Source organism: Rhizobium sp. USDA 4016 (assembly GCF_056279705.1).
Genome location: NZ_JBWCCY010000004.1, coordinates 1 through 21,779, shown reverse-complemented (window position 1 = coordinate 21,779; position 21,779 = coordinate 1). Strand labels below are relative to the sequence as shown.

At 59.2% G+C, this 21,779-nt stretch carries 20 protein-coding genes and 1 tRNA gene; 9 read left to right on the top strand and 12 right to left on the bottom strand.

Annotation, left to right across the window (positions count from 1 at the left end):
* Nucleotides 1–93: 93 nt before the first annotated feature.
* The 5 genes from ACZ9DP_RS15360 to ACZ9DP_RS15340 all read left to right on the top strand — a co-directional run bounded on the left by ACZ9DP_RS15360 (nt 94) and on the right by ACZ9DP_RS15340 (nt 3,914).
* Entirely contained in the window at nt 94–270 is a 177-nt protein-coding gene (locus ACZ9DP_RS15360) for a hypothetical protein (protein WP_022718059.1), read from the top strand.
* Nucleotides 271–274: 4 nt separating this feature from the next.
* A complete protein-coding gene (gene xerD, locus ACZ9DP_RS15355; RefSeq protein WP_194728343.1) occupies nt 275–1,228 on the top strand; it encodes a site-specific tyrosine recombinase XerD in 954 nt (317 codons plus the stop codon).
* 62 nt (nt 1,229–1,290) lie between these two features.
* Entirely contained in the window at nt 1,291–2,247 is a 957-nt protein-coding gene (locus ACZ9DP_RS15350; RefSeq protein ID WP_074069863.1) for an acetyl-CoA carboxylase carboxyltransferase subunit alpha, read from the top strand.
* A gap of 198 nt (nt 2,248–2,445) precedes the next feature.
* A complete protein-coding gene (locus ACZ9DP_RS15345; RefSeq protein ID WP_074069864.1) occupies nt 2,446–3,684 on the top strand; it encodes a L,D-transpeptidase family protein in 1,239 nt (412 codons plus the stop codon).
* A gap of 5 nt (nt 3,685–3,689) precedes the next feature.
* Nucleotides 3,690–3,914: a sulfurtransferase TusA family protein gene (locus ACZ9DP_RS15340; RefSeq protein ID WP_039846307.1), complete on the top strand. Its 225-nt coding sequence runs from the start codon at nt 3,690–3,692 to the stop codon at nt 3,912–3,914.
* A 2-nt stretch (nt 3,915–3,916) separates the two neighbouring features.
* Here ACZ9DP_RS15340 and ACZ9DP_RS15335 read toward each other — a convergent pair whose 3' ends face one another.
* Together ACZ9DP_RS15335 and ACZ9DP_RS15330 are read right to left on the bottom strand one after the other, a co-directional pair.
* The gene (locus ACZ9DP_RS15335) at nt 3,917–5,056 is read right to left on the bottom strand and encodes a CobW family GTP-binding protein (RefSeq protein ID WP_476202808.1); all 1,140 of its coding nucleotides are present in this window, start codon (nt 5,054–5,056) and stop codon (nt 3,917–3,919) included.
* A 10-nt stretch (nt 5,057–5,066) separates the two neighbouring features.
* Entirely contained in the window at nt 5,067–6,170 is a 1,104-nt protein-coding gene (locus ACZ9DP_RS15330) for a D-alanyl-D-alanine carboxypeptidase family protein (RefSeq protein WP_476202807.1), read from the bottom strand.
* 151 nt (nt 6,171–6,321) lie between these two features.
* Between ACZ9DP_RS15330 and ACZ9DP_RS15325 the strand changes: the two genes are divergently transcribed.
* Nucleotides 6,322–7,485, top strand: a complete 1,164-nt coding sequence (locus ACZ9DP_RS15325) for a M20 aminoacylase family protein (RefSeq protein ID WP_239596662.1) — start codon at nt 6,322–6,324, stop codon at nt 7,483–7,485.
* 72 nt (nt 7,486–7,557) lie between these two features.
* A tRNA-Arg gene (locus tag ACZ9DP_RS15320) sits at nt 7,558–7,634 on the top strand.
* A gap of 36 nt (nt 7,635–7,670) precedes the next feature.
* Here ACZ9DP_RS15320 and ACZ9DP_RS15315 read toward each other — a convergent pair.
* The 4 genes from ACZ9DP_RS15315 to ACZ9DP_RS15300 all read right to left on the bottom strand — a co-directional run bounded on the left by ACZ9DP_RS15315 (nt 7,671) and on the right by ACZ9DP_RS15300 (nt 13,478).
* Nucleotides 7,671–9,221, bottom strand: a complete 1,551-nt coding sequence (locus ACZ9DP_RS15315; protein WP_194728348.1) for a SpoVR family protein — start codon at nt 9,219–9,221, stop codon at nt 7,671–7,673.
* The gene (locus tag ACZ9DP_RS15310; protein ID WP_039846312.1) at nt 9,218–10,495 is read right to left on the bottom strand and encodes a YeaH/YhbH family protein; all 1,278 of its coding nucleotides are present in this window, start codon (nt 10,493–10,495) and stop codon (nt 9,218–9,220) included. Before ACZ9DP_RS15310 ends, ACZ9DP_RS15315 begins: the two co-directional genes overlap by 4 nt.
* Before the next feature lie 19 nt (nt 10,496–10,514).
* Nucleotides 10,515–12,458: a PrkA family serine protein kinase gene (locus tag ACZ9DP_RS15305; protein ID WP_074069869.1), complete on the bottom strand. Its 1,944-nt coding sequence runs from the start codon at nt 12,456–12,458 to the stop codon at nt 10,515–10,517.
* 480 nt (nt 12,459–12,938) lie between these two features.
* A complete protein-coding gene (locus ACZ9DP_RS15300) occupies nt 12,939–13,478 on the bottom strand; it encodes a DUF992 domain-containing protein (protein WP_194730247.1) in 540 nt (179 codons plus the stop codon).
* A gap of 336 nt (nt 13,479–13,814) precedes the next feature.
* Between ACZ9DP_RS15300 and ACZ9DP_RS15295 the strand changes: the two genes are divergently transcribed.
* Nucleotides 13,815–13,979 carry a hypothetical protein gene (locus ACZ9DP_RS15295; protein ID WP_476202805.1) on the top strand — a complete coding sequence of 55 codons (165 nt, stop codon included), beginning with the start codon at nt 13,815–13,817 and terminating at the stop codon, nt 13,977–13,979.
* Between the two features lie 90 nt (nt 13,980–14,069).
* On the opposite strand, the gene ACZ9DP_RS15290 is transcribed toward ACZ9DP_RS15295, so the two are convergent.
* Together ACZ9DP_RS15290 and ACZ9DP_RS15285 are read right to left on the bottom strand one after the other, a co-directional pair.
* Complete coding sequence (locus ACZ9DP_RS15290) at nt 14,070–14,336, bottom strand: BON domain-containing protein (RefSeq protein WP_476202803.1); 267 nt, start codon at nt 14,334–14,336, stop codon at nt 14,070–14,072.
* Between the two features lie 76 nt (nt 14,337–14,412).
* Nucleotides 14,413–15,060: a hypothetical protein gene (locus ACZ9DP_RS15285; RefSeq protein ID WP_239596658.1), complete on the bottom strand. Its 648-nt coding sequence runs from the start codon at nt 15,058–15,060 to the stop codon at nt 14,413–14,415.
* Nucleotides 15,061–15,371: 311 nt separating this feature from the next.
* Here ACZ9DP_RS15285 and dxr point away from each other — a divergent pair, with 311 nt between their 5' ends.
* On the top strand, nt 15,372–16,565 hold the full coding sequence (gene dxr, locus ACZ9DP_RS15280; RefSeq protein ID WP_476202800.1) for a 1-deoxy-D-xylulose-5-phosphate reductoisomerase: 1,194 nt from the start codon (nt 15,372–15,374) through the stop codon (nt 16,563–16,565).
* A gap of 296 nt (nt 16,566–16,861) precedes the next feature.
* Here dxr and hemA read toward each other — a convergent pair whose 3' ends face one another.
* From hemA to ACZ9DP_RS15260, 4 genes are all read right to left on the bottom strand, one after another.
* Nucleotides 16,862–18,076 carry a 5-aminolevulinate synthase gene (gene hemA / locus ACZ9DP_RS15275; RefSeq protein WP_074069874.1) on the bottom strand — a complete coding sequence of 405 codons (1,215 nt, stop codon included), beginning with the start codon at nt 18,074–18,076 and terminating at the stop codon, nt 16,862–16,864.
* A gap of 198 nt (nt 18,077–18,274) precedes the next feature.
* Nucleotides 18,275–19,072, bottom strand: a complete 798-nt coding sequence (locus tag ACZ9DP_RS15270) for an FAD binding domain-containing protein (protein WP_476202799.1) — start codon at nt 19,070–19,072, stop codon at nt 18,275–18,277.
* Nucleotides 19,073–19,084: 12 nt separating this feature from the next.
* Nucleotides 19,085–21,430, bottom strand: coding sequence for a xanthine dehydrogenase family protein molybdopterin-binding subunit (locus tag ACZ9DP_RS15265; protein WP_476202797.1), 2,346 nt, complete (start codon nt 21,428–21,430; stop codon nt 19,085–19,087).
* 84 nt (nt 21,431–21,514) lie between these two features.
* Nucleotides 21,515–21,779: (2Fe-2S)-binding protein (locus ACZ9DP_RS15260; protein ID WP_476202796.1), on the bottom strand; the 265-nt coding region annotated here is incomplete at its 5' end.

Here is a 21,779-nt window from a genome sequence, read left to right as displayed (position 1 = left end):
CAAGTCGCGGACCAGGGAAACATGGTTCAAAAGCCGCTTCTTGCACGCAAACCCGCTTCTTCATAAAAGAGGCAGAGCTCATGGAGTTGCGAAATGCCGACCCTCTTGCGTCTATTGGCTGTCCTGGCGATGATCGCTGGGGCGATTTATGGCGGGATGGTGGCGCTCGTGACCTTCGTGGAGCCACAGCCGCGCGACGTGACGATCCGCATCCCGTCGGAACGGATCAACCCGCCGGCAACTGGCACGATCAAACCGGCGAAGAAGTGATCCGATGAAGGATCTGAGCCGCGTCCACGTGGAAGCCTTTCTCGAGATGATGAGTGCAGAGCGAGGTGCTGCCGTGAACACGCTGCAGTCCTACGAGCGCGATCTGGACGACCTCCATGCATTCCTGAACGGCAAAAGCGTGCGGCTGACCGAAGCGGCCTCCGGCGATCTCGCTGCCTACCTCTCCTCGCTCTCGAAACGGGGCTTCAAGTCCTCGTCCCAGGCCCGCCGGCTGGCAGCCATGCGGCAATTCTACAAGTTCCTTTATGCCGAAGGCCTGCGGGTAGATGACCCGACGGGCGTTCTCGACGCGCCGAAGAAGGCGCGAGCTCTGCCAAAGACAATGGGCGTCGAGGAGGTGACGCGACTACTGACACAAGCCGAAACCGAAGCCAACAATCCCGCGGACGGCCAATTGCAGCGCCGGCGGATGTTGGCGCTTCTGGAGCTGCTTTACGCGACAGGAATGCGCGTCAGCGAGCTCGTTTCGCTGCCGGCACGCGTTCTCGACCAAGAAGGGCGTTTCCTGATCATTCGCGGTAAAGGCAACAAGGAGCGGCTCGTACCTCTATCTCAATCGGCAATCGCTGCACTCAAGGCCTATGGCCGGTCGCTCGCAGAAGAGAACGCCAAGACGAAGGATCCGGTTGATAGTCCATGGCTTTTTCCGGCAGCCTCCAAGGAAGGCTATCTGCCCCGCCAGGTTTTTGCCCGGGAGCTGAAAAACCTCGCGATCCGTGCCGGATTGACGCCATCAATGATCTCGCCGCACGTCATGCGTCACGCCTTTGCAAGCCATCTTCTTGCTAACGGTGCCGACCTTCGCGTAGTTCAAGAACTCCTCGGACATTCCGACATTTCGACGACACAGATCTATACGCATGTCCTTGAAGAAAGGCTGCAGCAACTGGTTCAGACGCATCACCCCCTTGCCAAACAGGCGAAAAAGCACGAATAGGACCGGCGACATGGGGCAAGGCCAGCAAGATGCCCCGGGCACAAGGAACGGAAACGCACCTCATGCACAACTATCTCGACTTCGAAAAGCCGATCTCCGACCTCGAAGGCAAGATCATCGAACTGAAGAAGCTCGCTTCCGAAGACGAGAGCATCGATACGTCCGATGAGGTCGGCAGGCTGGAGGTTCGCGTTCGCGAAGCGATGGTCGATATCTATTCCAAGCTCAACGCCTGGCAAAAGACGCAGGTTGCTCGCCATCCGCAGCGCCCGCACTTCGTCGATTATGCAAAAATTCTCTTCCAGGAGTTCACGCCGCTCGCCGGCGACCGCAAGTTCTCCGAGGACGCGGCGATCCAGGCAGGCCTTGCACGCTTTCGCGGCCAGCCGATTGCCGTCATAGGCCAGGAAAAGGGCAGCGATACCAAGAGCCGACTGAAGCACAATTTCGGCAGCGCCCGCCCTGAAGGCTATCGCAAGGCGATCCGCATTCTTGAAATGGCTGACCGTTTCGGCCTTCCGGTCGTCACCCTCGTCGATACCGCTGGCGCTTATCCAGGCGTGGGCGCTGAAGAGCGCGGCCAGGCTGAGGCAATCGCGCGCTCGACGGAAATGTGCCTTGGCGTGAAAGTGCCGATCATCTCCGTCATCATCGGCGAAGGGGGCTCCGGCGGCGCAATCGCGATCGCGACCGGAAACAAGGTCTATATGCTCGAGCATTCGATCTACAGCGTGATCTCGCCGGAAGGCGCGGCCTCCATTCTATGGCGAGATTCGACCCGCGCCAGGGAAGCAGCCACCAACATGAAGATCACCGCCGAGGACCTGAAGTCGCTTAGCATCATTGACGGCATCATTCCCGAACCGCTCGGCGGCGCGCATCGCGATCCGGGAAGCGTCATCGCCGCCACCGGCGATGTCATCGCCAGCGCCCTTGCCGAACTTTCGCCGCGTTCCGGTGAACAGCTGCGCAACGACCGCCGCCAGAAATTCCTCGCCATGGGCCGGAATCTCGCATAACTCCCAGCATACGTGACCGGATTGCGGCCAAACCTTGGCCACAATAATGTTATCTGTAACAGTCGCGCTTGCGGGATATCCTTGGGCAAGTCATAGGCTGGTAAGGAATTGTGAAGTATAAGCCGCCTATGATTCTGGGATCGCCCGGACTCCATGGACGCGGATCGGGTCGTATCGATTTAATGGGCTTGTTGGGAAATGCGCATTCGTCATTTTGCCTATGTTTCTCTGATGGCGCTGGTTCTTGCCGGCTGCAACGACGCTTTGGACGTCACCCATACTGATCTGTCGAAGGTCAAGAACAAGGTTGAGCAACCTCTGCCGGCACGTATCCTCGCCGATATGAGAACGAAAGGCATGGACCGCAATTCCCCGATCATGATCCGTATCTTCAAGGAAGAAGGCGCTCTCGAAGTTTGGAAGGCAAAGACGGACAACCGCTTCGACAAGATCGCGGATTACAAGATCTGCGCGTGGTCCGGCCGGCTGGGCCCGAAGGTCAAGACTGGCGACCGGCAGGCGCCGGAGGGCTTCTACAACCTGACACGGGCGAACCTGAACCCGAACTCCAAATATTATCTGGCGATCAACACCGGCTTTCCGAACCGATACGACGTCATCAATGGCCGCACAGGCTCCGACTTGATGATCCACGGCGCATGTTCGTCTTCCGGCTGCTATTCGATGACCGACGAGCAGGTTCTGGAAATCTACGCTTTCGCGCGTGATGCCTTCAAGGGCGGCCAGGCAACCGTTCAACTGCAGGCTTTTCCCTTCCGCATGACGGCGGAAAACATGTTCAAGCATCGCCTGAACCAGAACTATGACTTCTGGAAGATGCTGAAGGTCGGCTACGACAATTTCGAGGTCACCAAGCGTCCGCCGGAAGTGAATGTCTGCGAGAAGAAATATGTCTTCAACCAGCAGTTAGCGCAGGGCAGCGCCGCATTCAATCCGGCAGGCCAGTGCCCAGCGATGTCCACGCCTCCAGCGCTGGCGTCAGCACTTGCTGCCTATAACAAAACATACGCTACCGACTTCGCCAGGGCCGAAAGGAAATTCGACGGCATGGCTTGGTACGACCCAACCGAAGCCGAGCGTAAAGCCGTCGTCGCCAAGCAGCGCAAGGGCCGTGAACTCGCGTATGCTCCGACCGGCACGTCGCTGGAGGCAGGCCGCATGGTCAAGGTAGCCGAACTTGAGGAAATGATGTCGAAGCCCGCTGCACCCGCGGCAAATGCGACGGCGACCGCTGCTGCAACACCGGCACCGGCAGCAGCACCTGCTCAAAACAATGCGACGGCTGTTGCAGCGGTTGTACCTGCCAATGTCCCCGTTCCGACGCAGAATCCTCTGGCCTTCGCGCCGGAACCGCCTCCGCAGGAAACGGCAGAAGCCACCAAGAAGCCGTTCTGGAAATTCTGGGCCAGGAACTGAGCGGCTTGGACGCCTTTTCCTATGACCTGCGCGGCCTGAAATGCCCCCTACCCGTGCTGAAGACCCGCCGCAAGCTTTCTTCCATGACAAGCGGCGCGCTGATTCGGGTAGAAACGACCGACCCGCTGGCTGGGATCGACATCCCTCATTTCTGTAAGGAAGACGGCCACGCGTTACTGGAAACGGTGAAAACCGAAACCGGTCACCGTTTCCTGATCCGCAAGCGATAATCTCAGATCTTCATGCCAGGAATGGCGAGCGGATTGTCGTTGAGAGCCGCGCGATCGGGCGTGTCGATCCGCGGCTTCCCGAGGAATGCATCGAAGAGGTTCTTCACGAAATCTTCCGGCAGATCCTTGGTGATCAGTACCATGCGCGTGCGCCGGTCGACCGGATCCGGCCAGGCCGCAAGGCGCACCGGCGGGTGAAAGATATTCTGCACGCCATGCAGGACCAGAGGCCTCTCCGGCCTGTCCGAAACGGCAACGATGGCCTTCATGCGCAGCAGCTTTTCGCCATGCGCGGAGCGCAACAGGTCGATGAACATCTCGAGCGCCATCGGCTCGATCGGCTTGTCTTCGACAATCGAGAAGGACCGGATCGACGCATCGTGACGGTTCACATCATGGGGATCTTGGTGGTCATGACCATGATGGTGGTGGTGATCGTGGCCATGATGGTGATGGTCATCATGCTCGTCTTCGTCGCGAAGCCAGCGGCTGACGTCGGCGATCTTCGTTGCCGGGTTGTATAGACCGTTTACGAAAATCTCCGCGCTACCGGCGGGCGCGCTGTCAGCATCCATCGGCACCGCGCGCGGATTGAGGTGACGCAGCCGAGCCTCCAGCACCGGCAACAGCTCGGCGGATGCCATCGCCTGCTTCGACACGATGAGGCGATCGGCGACTGCGACTTGCCGGCGCGCCTCCTCATGATTGGTGAGCGTCTGAAGACCATTGACTGCGTCAACGACCGTGACAACGCCGTCGAGCTCAAAATTGGTGGCGATAATCGGGTTGCCCATGATCGCCTGCATGACCGGCGCCGGATCGGCAAGGCCGGTAGTCTCGATCACGACACGTTTCACGGGCTTGACCCGGCCGGTCTGCACCGCATCCATGAGGTTCGCCAGCGTATCGACGAGCTCGCCGCGCACCGTGCAGCAAAGGCAGCCGTCAGAAAGCTCGATGATCGCATCGCCCGAGCTTTCGACGAGCAGATGGTCGATGCCGACATCGCCGAATTCGTTGATGATAACTGCGGCATCCTTCATCGCCGGATCCTTGAGGATGCGGTTCAGCAAGGTTGACTTACCGGCGCCAAGAAAGCCGGTCAGGATCGTGACCGGGATTGTGTCGTGATGACTGCTCATTTTCTTTGCCTTAGAAGGACGTCGGGCGCGGCAGCGGTACCGGCACATTGGCAAGGTCGCCGATTGCCTCGGCCTTTGCCATCTTGTCCGGCTGGACTTCCTGGCCGGGAATGAGGCCGGCAAAGACGTAACGCGGCTCGTGATCCATTTCCTGGATATAGGGCGACTGCACTTTCATGCGGCCGACCTCGTCGCGCGTTTCGCTGCGCACCTTGGCACCCTTGGCGCTGCAGATATCGGCGCTCACGTCGGTGACCTGATCCTGCCCCAGTCCGTAGGGTTTCAACGAACCCAAGGTATCGACTGCGGGAAACTGTGCCGTAAAGCCCTTCTGCAACAGGTTCGCCGTCGCATCCGCACGCGCCGCGAGGCTGTCTGTGCCCAGAACGACCGAAATGATGGTGCGGCCGTTACGGGTCGCCGAACCGATCTGGTTGAAGCCCGACGCGCAGATGAAACCGGTCTTCATGCCGTCCGCACCGGCGAAACGGCCGATCAGCAGATTGATATTCGGCGTGTTCGTCTTGCCGTTGGTAAAGCCTTCAAGAGCGAAATAGCCCGCATATTGCGGGAAGTCACGCCGTAACGCGACCGTCAGGACTGCGAGATCGCGCGCCGTCGTATATTGGCCCCTGCCTGGCAGGCCGTTCGGATTGACAAAATGCGAATCCGACATGCCGAGCTTTGCTGCATCGGAATTCATGCGCAGGACAAAGGCATTCTGGGTACCAGCGACGGCCTCTGCCACGGCAACCGCGACGTCATTCGCCGACTTGATCATGAGGATCTTCAACGCGCTGTCGAGCGTCAGCTTCTGCCCCGGCTTGTAATACATTTTCGCAGCCGGCTGGGCAGCCGCCTGCTTGCTGATGACGATCGGCGTTTCGAGGCTGATCTCGCCGGCGCGGATTGCGTTGAACACCGTATAGGCCGTCATCAGCTTCGTCAGCGATGCCGGGTACCATTTGCGAAAGGCTTCCTCATGCTCCAGCACGCGGCCACTTTGGACATCGACGAGGATATGCGGATTGGCCTGCGCCAGCGGAACCGAGAAGAAAAAAGCGGCGGTAGCGGTGGCTGCGAGTGAAATCAAACGTTTCTGGCGCGTTGACACGGTTCGTCCCTAAGATGTCCGGAAATCTCGAAAGCTTCACCTATTTAGCTTATATGGCCATGACATGGCAAAGGTCATTGAATAAGTTATTTCCGCGGCGCAGCATTGCGCAAGCCGCCGGACAACCCGATTTCGCGACAGGAAGCTACGTATGCCGATTTTGAACAGAGCCGCTGAAATGCAAGCCGAAGTGGCCGAATGGCGCCGCTATATCCACGCCCGGCCGGAGCTTCTTTTCGCGGTCGAAAACACGGCGGCCTTCGTTGCCGGCAAGCTCAGGGAGTTCGGCGTTGACGAAATTGTGACCGGCATCGGCCGCACCGGCGTGGTCGGCCTGATCAAGGGCAAGGGAGAGGGCAGCCGTACGATCGGCCTCCGCGCCGACATGGACGCCCTGCCGCTGACGGAGATCACCGGCAAGCCCTGGGCCTCGACGACGCCCGGAAAGATGCATGCCTGCGGACATGACGGCCACACGGCAATGCTGCTCGGCGCCGCGAAATATCTTGCCGAGACCCGCAACTTCAACGGCAACATCGCCGTAATCTTCCAGCCGGCCGAAGAGGGCGGCGGTGGCGGCAACCTGATGGTCCAGGACGGCATGATGGAGCGCTTCAGTATCGAGGAGGTCTACGGGATGCATAATCTGCCGGGCCTTCCCGTCGGGCAGTTCGCCATCCGCCAAGGCGCGATCATGGCGGCAACGGACGAGTTCACGGTGACGATCAAGGGCCTCGGCGGTCATGCCGCCCAGCCGCACCGGACGATCGACCCGATCGCGATCGGTGCGCAGATCGTCACCAACCTGCAGATGATCGCTTCGCGCAGCGCCGATCCCCTGCGTTCTGTCGTCGTCTCGGTTACCAAGTTCAATGCGGGTTTCGCCCACAACGTCATTCCGAATGATGCGCAGATCGCCGGCACGATCCGCACGCTCGACGCCGAAGTCCGTGATCTGGCGGAAACACGCCTGAAGCAGATCATCAACGGCCTAGCCGCTGCCCATGGCGCGCAGGCCGATATCAGTTTCCACCGCAACTATCCCGTCACCGTCAACCATGCCACGGAGACCACCCATGCGATTGCCATCGCCAGCGACATAGCGGGCGCCGCAAACGTCAATTCTGAAATCGATCCGATGATGGGAGGCGAGGATTTCTCCTACATGCTCAACGCCCGTCCCGGCGCTTTCATCTTCATCGGCAACGGCGACAGCGCAGGCCTTCATAATCCGGCCTATGATTTTAACGACGAAGTCATTGCCCACGGCATCTCTTATTGGGTCCGCCTTGCCGAACAGCGTTTGGGCGCGTGAAAATCTATACTCGATAAGAGTCTCAAAAAAGCTTGGCTTCCCGCCAAGCCTTTTGTATGCATGGCACGGAGTGGTCCCGTAGCTCAGCAGGATAGAGCATCAGATTCCTAATCTGGGGGTCGCGCGTTCGAATCGCGCCGGGATCACCAAAACATTCCGAGGAAGCCCTCAATGCGGATAGTGCCTCACTGAAGGGGCTTGCGAGGGCTGGCGGTGTGTTCCTTCACCACTTCATTTGAACTATCGATTTCCTGAAGCAAGACCTCATAGCCCCAAAGATTGGCGAGATGCTGCAGGACAAGCTTCGTATCGGCCTCCTGAAGAAACCAATCGTTCGTGACATTGTGGCGCAAGAGAAGGCGGCGGTCACCGGCAAGATCGACATCGACGATGTCTATTCCCGGGTCGATCCAGCCGATGTCGTATTCGCGGGAAAGCTGACGGCGGATGCGCCGATAGCCGCGTTCGTCGTGGATTGCCGAAACCAGAATTCCTTCTTCCTGCTCAGGGTCGTCGTAAAGATGGAAAAGGCGCAACTGGCGGATCAGGTTGGGGCTCAGGAACTGATTGATGAAACTCTCGTCCCGATAATCGGCCCAGATGTCACGCAGCACGGACATTGCATCGCCTTTTCCGGCAATGTCCGGGAACCACGCCCTGTCCTCTTCCGTCGGTGCCGTCACGATCCGCTCGATATCCTGCATCATTGCAAAACCCAGCGCATAGGGATTGAAGCCCGAGAAACGACGATCGTCGTAGTTGGGCTGGAACACGACATTGGCATGTGATTTCAGGAATTCGAGGAAGTTTCCGTCGCTGATCTGCCCGCGCTCATGAAGCCTGTTCATGATCCGGTAGTGGACGTAGGTGGCCGTTCCCTCGTTCATCACCTTGGTCTGGCGCTGCGGGTGAAAATACTGCGCGACATGGCGGACGATGCGCAAAATCTCACGCTGCCATGGCTGCAGCAATGGCGCTGATTTTTCGAGGAAATAGAGGATGTTGTCCTGAGGAAGGCCAAGGGCGAGGCGCCGCTTCTCCAGGCCGACATCGGCTGCCGTGCGCTTCTTGCCGGCGGGAACAGTGCGCCAAAGATCGTTGAACACCTGCTCTTCGTGGACGCGGCGCTCCTGCTCCCGCCGCTCCTCGTCTCGAAGGTCGACCTTCGTCTTGCCGGCGTGCCGATGCACGCCATGCGACATCAGCGCGTGCGCGGCATCGAGCGTACGCTCGACCTCGACTTCGCCGTAGCGCTCCTCGCAGCGGGCGATGTAGCTCTTGGCGAAATTGAGGTAGTCGAGGATGCCATCGGCATCCGTCCAGAGCTGGAAGAGATAGTTGTTCTTGAAGAAGTGATTATGTCCGAAAGCGGCGTGCGCGATGACCAAGGTCTGCATCGTCGCCGAGTTTTCCTCCATCAGATAGGAGATGCAGGGCGAACTGTTGATGACGATTTCATAGGCAAGGTCGCGCATGCCGCGACGGTAGAAAGCCTCGTGATGGGCGAAATGCTTGCCGAAGGACCAATGGCGATAGAAGAGCGGCATGCCGGTCGATGAGTAGGCATCCAGCATCTGTTCCGAAGTGATGACCTCGATCTGATTTGGGTAGACATCCAGGCCGAGTTCGCCGAGCGCGATCTCCTCGCAGGCGTCGTGAACGCGCTGGAGCGTTGGAAAATCCCAGTCGGCGCCGTTAAACAGCAACCGCTCCTTTGACATCGACGTGGTCGTCATGGCGCCACCTTCGACTGTGCATCGCGTTTCTGGAAGAGATCGTGGAAGACCGGGAATATTTCGTTGCGCCGGCACACCTTGCGCATGGACAGGGGCACCTGTTCGGCACGGATCCCTTCGTAAAGCGTCCAGAGCGGTGAGCGCGACACGGAGGAATCGCTGTCTTCCTCGCCGACCTCGATATAGGCGAAATACTGGCACAGCGGCAAAATTTCATGACGCAGCAGTTGCCCTGTCATGGTGCCGTCCGAATAGGAGTTGTCACCATCGGAAGCCTGGGCGGCATAGATGTTCCACTCTGCCGGATCGAAACGCGCCGCGACAATCGTGCGCATCGCCGCAAGTGCGCTTGATACCAGCGTCCCGCCCGTCGCCGGACCATAGAAGAAGGTTTCCTCGTCGACTTCTTCGGCTTTGTCCGTATGGCGGATGAAGACGATCTCGACCTTCTTGTAGCGCTGCGACAGGAAAAGGTAGAGCAGCAGGTAGAACCGCTTCGCAAGATCCTTCATATGCTCCGACATAGAGCCGGAGACGTCCATCAGGCAGAACATGACGGCCTTCGCCACCGGTTTCGGCTCGCTTTCGAAGCGGCGATAGCGCACATCGAGCGGATCGATATAAGGAATGCGCCGGCTTTTTTCCGTCAACGCTTTGAGTTTAGCCTCAAGAGCCAGGCGCTTCTCGTCGTCTTCGCATTCCCCGATCTCGCGCCGAAGTGCCTCCATCTCCTGGATGCGCGGGCGGCGAAGCGCGATCCGTCGCATCATCGCCATCCGCGTCGTGCGGCCGACAGCAATGTTGGACGGTGAACCGGATACCGAATAACCGGCCCGCACAGGGCTTTCTTCCTCGGTTTCCGTCAGCCGCCGCTTGGCGAGATCGGGCAGTTCGAGATCATCAAGAAAGACGTCGAGGAACTCCTCGCGCGTCAGCACGAAGCGGAAACCATCCTCGCCGTCGCCTTCACCTGCCTCCTTCGGCCTGCCACCGCTCCTGCCAGGCGGCCGCGGGATGATGTCCCCCTCAACGAACGCTCTGTTTCCCGGCAGAATTTGATCGCTGATGCCGCCCTCGCCCCGGCGGAAACCCGGCTCTGTCAGGCCGTCAATCGGCAGGGTGATTTCGCCACCGTCGAGCACGTCCCGAATATTACGGCTTTGCAGAGAACGTTTCACCGCCTGCTGCACGGCGCTTTTCGCGCGCCGAAGAAACCGTTGACGATTTTCCAAGCTTTTACCGCGCGGATTCAGCCGGCGGTCGACAATGTGCATGATAGCTCCCGCGTGAGCGTTAACTTGCCTGCTTAACGCGCATGTACCATTCCACTAGGCGCCGAACCTGTCTTTCGGTGTAGCCGCGCGTGGTCATGCGCGAAACGAATTCACTGTGTTTCTTTTCGGCTTCGCCGTCCTTCTTCGTGCCGAACGAAATAACTGGTAGCAGGTCCTCGACTTGCGAGAACATGCGTTTCTCGATCACCTCCCTGATCTTTTCATAGCTCGTCCAGGACGGGTTTTTCCCGCTGTTGTTTGCCCGCGACCTCAAGCAGAACTTGACGATTTCGTTGCGGAAGTCCTTCGGGTTGGCGATACCCGCCGGCTTTTCAATCTTCGTCAGCTCCTGATTGAGCAGTTCCCGGTCGAGAAGCTGGCCGGTATCCGGATCCTTGAAGTCCACATCCTCGATCCAGGCATCGGCATAGTCCACGTAGCGATCGAAAAGATTCTGTCCGTAATCCGCATAGGATTCCAGATAGGCTTTCTGAATCTCGTTGCCGATGAACTCCGCATAGCGCGGCGCGAGTTCGGCCTTGATGAACTCCATGTAGCGTTTCTCGGTCTCGTCAGGAAACTGCTCGCGGCGGATCGCCTGTTCCAGAACGTACATCAGATGAACCGGATCGGCCCCCACTTCGCTCGTGTGATGATTAAAGGTCGAAGCGAGCACTTTGAAGGCGAAACGTGTCGATATTCCGTCCATTCCCTCGTCAACGCCGCCCGCATCCCGATATTCCTGGACACTACGGGCGCGCGGATCGGTCTCCTTGAGGCTTTCGCCGTCATAGGTGCGCATCTTGGAAAAATATGTCGAGTTTTCATGCTTTCGCAAGCGCGAAAGCACCGAAAAGCGCGCCAGCATTTTAAGCGTCCCCGGTGCACAAGGAGCATCCGCGAGTTCCGACCCTTCGATCAGTTTCTCGTAGATCTTCTGCTCCTCGGTGACCCGGAGGCAATACGGCACCTTGATGACGCAGATGCGGTCGATGAAAGCTTCATTGTTCTTGTTCGCCTTGAAACTCTGCCATTCGGCCTCGTTGGAATGCGCAAGAACAATGCCCGAAAAAGGAATGGCGCCGATATTTTCGGTACCAATGTAATTTCCCTCCTGCGTCGCTGTCAGCAGCGGATGCAGCATCTTGATCGGCGCCTTGAACATCTCGACGAATTCCAGCAGGCCCTGGTTGGCGCGGTTGAGCGCGCCGGAATAGCTGTAGGCGTCCGGATCGTTCTGGGAATAGGTCTCAAGCTTGCGGATATCGACCTTGCCCGCCAACGAAGAAATATCCTGATTGTTCTCGTCGCCCGGCTCGGTCTTGGCGATCGCGATCTGGCGCAACCGCGAAGGCTGCATTCTGACGACGCGGAATTGGGAAATATCGCCACCGAACTCGTCAAGCCGCTTCAGGCACCAAGGGCTCATTAGCCCGGTCAGCCGCCGCGTCGGAATGCCGTATTCCTCAAGGAGCAGCGACCCCATTGTGGCTGGATCAAAGAGGCTGAGCGGACTTTCAAAGACCGGACTGACCTCCTCGCCCGCCTTCAGCACAAAGATCGGATGGACTTCCATCAACTGCTTTAATCGTTCAGCTAGCGACGACTTGCCGCCGCCGACCGGACCGAGCAGATAAAGAATCTGCTTACGCTCCTCGAGCCCCTGGGCGGCATGTGTGAAGAAGGAAACGATACGCTCGATCGTCTCCTCCATGCCGTAAAAGCCAGCGAAGGCCGGGTAGGTCCGGATCGTCCTGTTCATGAAGACCCGGCCGAGGCGCAGATCCTTGGCGGTGTCCAATACCTCCGGTTCGCCTATCGCTGCAAGGAGACGCTCCGTCGCGTTGGCATAGGCAAGCGGCTCCTGCTTGCAGAGCGACAAGTATTCTGTGATGGACATCTCAGTTTCGCGTCGCGTTTCATAGTTACGCGTAAACGCATCGAACACGGATTCATTCAGCATGGGCCCTCCATTCAAGGTTTATGCCACAGGCTCCCGAAATAGCCGTACCACCGCAATGGAAACAACATTTCGTTGAGAATCAATATGTTTCGTGAATTGATTGGACACCTGTCGGCCGTCTATAGCAATGCACAAAAATGTGCATCCACCGGTCGATTTGGCTCCAATCAAACTAACTATACTATATCCTAATTCGTAAGGCGCCAGTGCGATATCAGCACATTTGAGGACGTGACATGAAGCCGCAAAGGGCTTCTAATGCCGCTGCTGCTGATTCCCGCGCGCGGAAAATCGAAAGATTCCACGCTTGGCCAGTTGCGCTTACGATTTTGATTTTCCCACGAGCCGACATAAACAGCGCGGGACCGCGAGCCTTACATGCTCCAGCGGACGCTTTTGCTATATTTGCCGAACCAAACATCAAACTCCTCATCCGAGCTTGGCGCCCCTTCCGACATCACGAAAGGGGCGCGCAACTTGTCAGGCCGGGGTGAGCGTCATCGACGCGCCGGCCGCTGCAATATTGAGACCGAGCTGGCCTGTTACGCTGAGAGGCTGGAGATGGATCGACCCAGCGGTACCACCGACCAAGACATTCGCACCGACACCGGCGCCAAGCGTGGCTTCAGCCACGGCGCCGACATAAAGGCCACCGAGCGAGCCGCGATGATAGCCGGCAGTCGGCGCAAAGACGGCCCAAATGAGGCGGCTGCGCGTCGTGAAGCCGAGATCCACACCGAGTTTCCTGATATCACCGGTATAGTGATCGGAAATCTCCTGACCAACACTCGAAGAAAAAACGCAGTCGGCCTCCTTCGCTGAACCCAGCACGTAGCCGAGGCCTCCACCGACATCGCATGTCAGAAGGCCAATCTTGACCCCACCGCGTACGTCCGGCTCCTGGTAGCCGCGTGCGTCTGGCTCTTGGTAGCGCCGGATCGTGTCTGCTGCGTTTGCAGCCGTCACGCAGGCTTGAGCCAGTGACGCTGCGGCAACTATCATCGCAATGGACTTTTTCATCATGGTCTCCTTACTCAAATTATGGTGATGGCATTGGGTTTCAGCCGGCGAAGAACAAACTCTGAAACACATAACGTGCGTCATCGAAGAATGATCCAAGCTGTCTCCACCTATCTGCATGTCATGGCGCCGTGCCTTGGTTGCATGTTGCGGACAGCCAACACTGCTCACATCGCAAACGGACATTTCGAAGGCGCAGCCTAAATCGGCCCGGGTCGGCGTGCTTTTCTCCCAACAAGTGGCGGAAAAGCGACAGCGAGCAAATGGCTCCCGATATCGTCATGGGGAACTTTGAAATAGGGCTGGCGTTGAAGGCTAAACAGGGAGTGTTTCGTCATGCGTACAAAGATGACCATCCTGGTGATTGCTTACGTCGCGATCAGTGGCCTGTTGCTTGCAATCGCTTATCAGTCGTCCGGCCCAGTCACCACAGAAAAGACCGACCGCGCTGGCGGCGCAGACGATGGCTCGGTATTCCTTAGCGAGCGCTTTGCCGGCTGAATCAGCTCAAAGCAATGTGGGCCCCGCTTTCCAGCAGTCCAACTGCGGAGTGCCAATCTTTCGTCTTGGTTTATGGTGCTGCGTGTGCATTCAACCAATCAGGATCCGGTTCCGAACAGAACCTACGCCCTCAACGTCTCGCGCGACGGCCGTCGCGCGTTCGATTTCATCGACAGTACCAACCGAGCCGGTGAGTACGATGTCGTCGCCTTCGGCCGTTACTTCGACGTCCGAAGCGTCGATGCCGCCAGCTGTCGCAAGCGCGCCAGCCACTGCCCTTTCAAGCGATGCATGATCGACCGACACCGCTTCGATTCCAGGCTGCTTCCCGTGGAATGTAGCCTTCTTGAAAACCATGATCGTTCCTCCTTGTTGGATTGCGGAGAAACGCAAAGGCAACCGGCTTTGTTGCAGCCGTCGGTCTCGTGATCGCCTACCAGCTTACCCGGTAGTTGACATTGACGCTGGCTGAACGTCCCGATGAAAGCGGATCGGTGACCGAAGCATTGAGATTGAGGTTCGGAAGAACAGTCTGGCTGACGCCGACTGAACTCGAAAAATCCTTGCCGAAATCCGTCACGCTGCTTCCTGCCGAAATTGACGTTCCAGTCCACGGATAGATCAGTTTCAGCGCCTGGGTTGCCGTCACCGACGTCTGACGTGTTTCGACGGCAGCGTAGCCGACGCTGACAGCCCGGCTTGTCTGCAGGTCGAGCGAGTCAGAGAGAATAAAACTGCGCGAGCGGCTCAGCATCAGCGAACCACTGCCGCGCAACGTATCGATCCGGAGGCTTGCATCCTGTTGCGCTTTGCCTGCCGGCGTGACGCTCGCCTTTGTGATCTTTCCCCAAAACGTCGCCTGTTCGGAGCCGGGCTGGATGGCCTCGCCATCGGTCGACGCGAGCGCCAGGTCGGCGCCGGCGCTCGTTTCCCATTCGAAAGGAAGGCGAAACCCCATCGTCGCCTTGTAGGACTGCTCGGAAACCCGCACTGGTGCCCAGATCAAAAGATTGTCCGCCTTGGCCGGAAGGGCCCCCAGAAGGCATACGCCCGACAATAGTATTTTCTTCAACGTCGTCATCAAATCCAATCACACTCAGCGCGCACCGCGCAAAAACCCGCTGATGCGCTTCCACGCATCCTTTCAACTCCTCCCGATTTGTGAACTGGCCCGGCATCTGATGCCGTGTGCCATGCAGCGCGACATCAGTCGTCGGCGACTGCAGAACAACTGCGGAGTTAAAATCCCGCAGGAATTGTTATAAGGATCACATCCCAAGCTCATCGTGTAAACCACTCAACGGTAGAAAAGTGCTGCACTGCACACTTGCCGCCCATTTCAAAGCCTTGTAGAGCCAGAGGCTAATGGGAAATCTTCGGCAAAAAAACCGCATGACGACCGGCACAAACGCGCCGCGGCGCCTCAGCATCTTTGGTTCAACGGGCTCGATCGGACAAAATACGCTCGATGTCATCCAGCAGCTGGGCGGCCGTGAGAGCTATGAAATTTCCGTGGTGACCGGAAATGAAAATATTGAGCTTCTTGCGCAGCAGGCAAGATCGACCGGCGCCCGGCTCGCAGTCACCGCAAGCGACAGCAAATACAGATCGCTGAAGGCCGAGCTCTCGGGCAGCGGTATCGCGGTCGCAGCCGGTGCTCAAGGACTGGCGGAAGCCGCCGACATCGAAGCGGACTGGGTCATGGCCGCCATCGTCGGCACGGCGGGGCTGGTGCCGACACTGGCGGCAGCGCGCAAGGGTGCGGCGATCGCGCTGGCAAACAAGGAGTGCCTTGTTTCAGCAGGCGATCTCTTTGTCGAAGCGGTGCTGAAGGGCGGCGGGCCGTTGATCCCCGTCGATAGCGAGCATAGCGCCATCTTCCAGTCGCTTGACGAAAATCAGCGGCACGCCGTCGAACGGATCATCCTGACGGCATCAGGCGGCCCATTCCGCACCTGGTCGCGCGCCGAGATGGCGAATGTGACTGCGGCAACCGCACGCGCCCATCCGAATTGGTCGATGGGCTTGAAAATCTCCATCGGCAGTGCCTCGATGTTCAACAAGGCACTGGAGATGATCGAGGCTAAGCACCTCTTCAGTGTCCGCCCGGACCAGATCGAGGTGGTCGTGCATCCGCAATCTATCGTCCATTCCATGGTCGGTTATACCGATGGATCCATCATCGCCCAACTCGGCAGCCCGGATATGCGAACGGCGATCGGCTATGCGTTGGAGTATCCGCGCCGGCCGAAGCTGAATGTCGAGCGCCTGGATTTCGCAAAGCTCTCTCGTCTGGACTTCGAAGCGCCGGACGAAATGCGTTTCCCCGCTCTCAGGCTTGCGCGCACGGCATTGGAGCGAGGCGGCTTGCAGGGGGCGATCATGAATGCTGCTGAGGAAGTGGCCTTTCATGCCTTCGTCGACGAACGGATCGGCTTCCTGCAAATGGCCGATATTGTCGAAGCCGTTATGGACAGGATGGCCGGCACGGGCGGCGCGCACACGATGGATGACGTCTTTGCCGCCGACGCTGAAGCCCGCAGGCTTGCTGCCGAACTGGTTGCGCTCAACGAAAAAGCCGCCTGACGGCAGGCCGCCGATTGGCGGTCCTTTCTTCCCGACCAGCGCGACCGCAGGCGCACAATCGCAACGACGAGCGCAGCGACTGCAATGGCACCATGTCGGAAGCGCTGCTGGCCGAATTCGAAACGGCTGTCAATTGCGTATGCCGATAGCGGTCATCCGCTATCCGTATCGCCGGAGGCAGCAAGGCCAGCAAAGGCGAAACGGAGCGGCCCGTTGCGGTCGGCGTTCCTATCCTATCCCACGGCCGGACGGCGACCTCGCGTTGTTCTTCCCGATGACCACGAAGCCAATCGACTTTACGCGACCTGCCTTGCGAGCGCGCAGCGCGACCAGAGGGAATGGAGTGCTGCGACCAGCTGTTCGATGTCGGCATCGGAATGCAGCGGCGTCGGAGTGATGCGCAGCCGTTCAGTCTTCTTCGGCACCGTCGGATAGTTGATCGGCTGGACATAGACGCCGAAATTGTCGAGCAGCAGATCCGAGATCCATTTGCACTTCGCCGCATCGCCGACCAAGACCGGCACGATGTGGCTCGGGTTCGGCATATGCGGGATGCCGCGCTGGTCAAGCAGTGATCTCAGTTTGCGCACCCGGTCCTGATGGCGGGCGCGCTCGAACTGGCTGACTTTCAGGTGCTGGATCGAGGCCACCGCACCGGCAGCAAGCGCCGGCGGCAGCGCCGTCGTGAAGATGAAGCCGGAGGCAAACGAACGGATGAAATCGCACAGCGCCGTTGAGGCGGCGATATAGCCGCCCATGACGCCGAAGGCCTTGCCGAGCGTGCCTTCGATGATGGTCAGCCGGTCCATCAGGCCCTCGCGCTCGGCAATGCCGCCGCCGCGCGGACCATACATGCCGACGGCATGCACTTCGTCGAGATAGGTCATCGCGCCATATTTGTCGGCGAGATCGCAGATCTCCTTGATCGGCGCGATATCGCCATCCATCGAATAGACGGATTCGAAGGCGATCAGCTTCGGCGCCTTCGGATCGGCGGCTGCAAGCTTGGCTTCGAGATCGGCGACGTCGTTGTGCTTCCAGATCACCTTGCCGCATTTCGCATGGCGGATGCCTTCGATCATCGAGGCATGGTTCAGGGCGTCGGAGAAGATGATCAGCCCGGGGATCCTGGCGCCGAGCGTGCCGAGCGACGCCCAGTTGGAGACATAGCCGGAGGTGAAGATCAGCGCTGCTTCCTTGCCGTGCAGGTCGGCCAGCTCGCGCTCGAGCAGCACGTGGTAGTGGTTGGTGCCAGAGATATTCCGGGTGCCTCCCGCACCCGCGCCACAGTGGTCGATGGCGTTCTTCATCGCCTCGATCACCTTCGGGTTCTGGCCCATGCCGAGATAGTCGTTGGAACACCAGACGGTGACGTCCTTCTGACCGTCCGCCGTGTGGCGCGTGGCGCGTGGAAAGCTGCCGCGATGACGCTCGAGATCGGCGAAAACCCGATAGCGACCTTCCTTGTGAAGCCCGTCCAGCTCGCTCCTAAAAAATCCTTCGAAATCCATGCATGTGCTCCAGTATCGCGCGACGGTTTTGCTGAGCGGACGATCGCGCGTCAACCCTTACTTCACGCTTTAGCATCAACTGCGGCAAATGGCCCATATTTTTGAATGATTCCAGATAAAAAATTGCGCGAACCTCGCTGATCCGGAGCGCGTTCTTGCACAATTGATGGAGCCGGCAAGCCGGCTCCGCTCGATATGTTAGCCCGCTGCGGCAACGGCGCGCTTCGCCATCACCTTCACCAGATTGGCGCGATATTCCGCGCTGGCATGCAGGTCCGACATCAACGCGGCCGGATCGACATTGACGCTCGTGACCGCATCCGGCGACCAGTTGGCGCCCAGCGCCTGCTCCATCGCAGATTGGCGAAAAACACCGCTGGAGCCTGCACCGGTGACGGCGACGCGCACGCCGCCCGATCCCTTCGCAACGAAGACGCCGGTCATGGCATAGCGAGAAGCCGGATTCGGAAACTTGGCGTAGCCGGCCCTCTCCGGCGCCTCGAAGCTGATCGCTGCGATCAGTTCACCCTCCTCAAGCGCCGTTTCGAAAAGACCGGTGAAGAAATCGTCGGCTGCGATCTCGCGTTTATTCGTGACGATACGGGCATTCAGTGCCAGCATCGCAGCCGGATAATCGGCAGCAGGATCGTTATTGGCGATTGAACCGCCGATGGTACCCATATGCCGCACATGCGGATCGCCGATCCGTCCGGCGAGTTCGCACAAGGCGGGGCAGATTGCGCCGATTGCGGCAGAAGACGCCACTTCCGCATGTGTCAATGCCGCGCCGATCCGCACCTTGCGGCCTTCGACCTGGATACCTTTCATCGACTCAATGTGGCGTAGATCCACCAGGTCGCTTGGCGCGGCAAGCCGTTGCTTCATCGTTGCGATCAAAGTCATGCCCCCGGAGACATATTTGCCCTCCGATGCGCCCGTGATCATGCTCACGGCCTCATCGACTGTCGAGGCGCGGTGATAATTCGTCTGATACATGGCCGTTCCTCCTCAGTGGGTTGCTTGCGCAGCCGTCCACACCTTCTGCGGCGTGGCGGGCATCGTCAGCATGTTGTTGCCGATCGCATCCGTGATCGCGTTTATCAGCGCCGGCGGCGAGCCGATCGCGCCCGCCTCGCCGCAGCCCTTGACGCCCAGCGGGTTGCTCGGACACGGGGTGTTTTGATGCGACAGATCGAAGGATGGCAGGTCGTCGGCTCGCGGCATGGCGTAATCCATATAGCTCGCGGTCAAAAGCTGGCCGTTCTCGTCGTAGTGAACGCCTTCAAGCAGCGCCTGGCCGATGCCTTGGGCAAGGCCACCGTGGACCTGGCCTTCGACAATCATCGGGTTGATGATATTGCCGAAGTCGTCGGCAGCGACGAACTGCACGATCTTCGTCGTGCCCGTTTCGGGATCGACTTCGACCTCGCAGATGTAGCAGCCTGCCGGGAACGTGAAGTTCGACGGATCATAGAAGGCCGTCTCCTTCAGCCCCGGCTCCATCCCGGCAGGCAGATTGTGGGCGGTGTAGGCGGCAAGCGCTACCTGGAACCACGGCAGCGTCTTGTCCGTGCCCGCCACCTTCAGCTCGCCGTTTTCGATCACAATATCGCTCTCATCCGCCTCCATGAGGTGCGCGGCAATCTTTTTCGCCTTGGCCTCGACCTTGTCGAGCGCCTTGGCGACGGCCGACATGCCAACGGCACCAGAGCGCGAACCATAGGTACCCATGCCCATCTGCACCTTGTCGGTATCGCCGTGAACGATGGAAATGCTATCGATCGGCACGCCGAGCCGGCCCGCAACGAGCTGTGCGAACGTCGTTTCATGTCCCTGCCCGTGGCTGTGCGACCCGGTCAGGACCTCCACGGTACCGACGGCATTGACCCGCACCTCGGCGGACTCCCAAAGGCCAACACCGGCGCCGAGGGAGCCGACCGCCTGCGACGGAGCAAGCCCGCATGCCTCTATATAGCAACTCATGCCGATGCCGCGCTTCATGCCACGCCGGCTAGCCTCCTCCTTGCGCGCGGCAAAGCCGTTCCAATCGGCCGCCTGCATCGCCGCATTGAGCGAAGCTTCATAATCGCCTGCGTCGTAGTTCAAAATGACCGGCGTCTGGTGGGGGAACGAGCGGATGAAATTCTTCCGCCTGAGTTCAGCAGGCGAGATGCCGAGCTCGCGCGCCGCCGTTTCCATGGTCCTCTCGAGGAGATAGGTCGCCTCCGGCCGCCCCGCGCCGCGATAGGCGTCGACAGGCGCGGTGTTGGTATAGACCGTACGCACATTGGCGTGGATTGCCGGTATATCGTACTGGCCGGAAAGCAGCGTCGCGTAGAGGTAGGTCGGCACGCAGGACGAAAACAGCGACATGTAGGCGCCGAGATTGGCGATCGTGTCGACCTTCAGTGCCGTGATGCGATTGTCTGCATCGAAGGCCATCCTGACCTTGGAGACATGATCGCGGCCGTGCGCATCCGTGAGAAAGGCCTCCGTGCGGTCTGCAGTCCATTTCACCGGCACGCCGGTCTTCTTGGATGCCCAGAGACAGACGATCTCCTCCGGATAGATGTAGATCTTGGAGCCGAAGCCGCCGCCGACATCCGGCGCGATGACCCGCAGCTTGTTTTCCGGGGCCACGTTGTAGAAAGCGCTCATGACCAGCCGCGCCAGATGCGGATTCTGGCTGGTGGTGTAGCAGGTATAATGGTCGTCGCCCGCATCGTAGATGCCGAGCGCGGCGCGCGGCTCCATCGCATTGGGGGAGAGACGGTTATTGACGATATCGACCTCGATCACATGTGCTGCTTGCGCAATTGCCTGGTCGGCAGCGGCAGCGTCGCCGATCTCCCAGTCGAAAATCAGATTATTGGCCGCTTCCGGATGGATTTGCGGCGCACCGGGTTCCAGAGCATCGACCGCCTTGATCACAGCCGGCAGTTCCTCGTAGTCGACAACGACCGCTTCTGCCGCGTCGCGCGCTTCGTCGAGCGAGTCCGCTATGACGATCGCAACAGCATCGCCCACATAGCGCACCGTCTCCACCGCCAACGGGCGCCACGCGCCCATTTTCATCGCCGAACCGTCCTTCGAATGGATCATCCAGCCGCAGATGAGGTTGCCGATGCCGTCAGCGAGCAATTGCTTGCCGTCCAGCGCGTCGATGACGCCAGGCATGGCTTTCGCAGCGGAAATATCGATGCTCTTGATTTTGGCATGCGCATGCGGACTGCGAACGAAATAGCCGTATTTCATGCCGGGCACGACCATATCGTCCGTATAGCGGCCCTTGCCGGTTAAGAACCGCTTGTCTTCCTTGCGTGCGACGCGTGCACCAACTCCTTCGACACCCATGATGTCCTCCCAATGGGGTTTTGGCCTGGCCCTCCGCCAAAGAGCATCGTGTGCGGCAGTCAGCCAGACAATTCCGGAAAGATGTTACTCGGCAGCCTGCTTGGCGCCGCCATGCATCTCCGCATTGGCGGAAAGCACGGCCTTGACGATGTTGTGATAACCGGTGCAGCGACAGATGTTGCCTTCGAGCTCCTGGCGAACCGTCTGTTCATCCAGTTGCCCGCCGTGACGATTGATCATGTCGACCGCGGTCATCACCATGCCGGGCGTGCAGAATCCGCACTGGAGCCCGTGATGCTCCTTGAAGGCGGCCTGAACCGGATGAAGTTCGCCATTTGCGGCCAGGCCT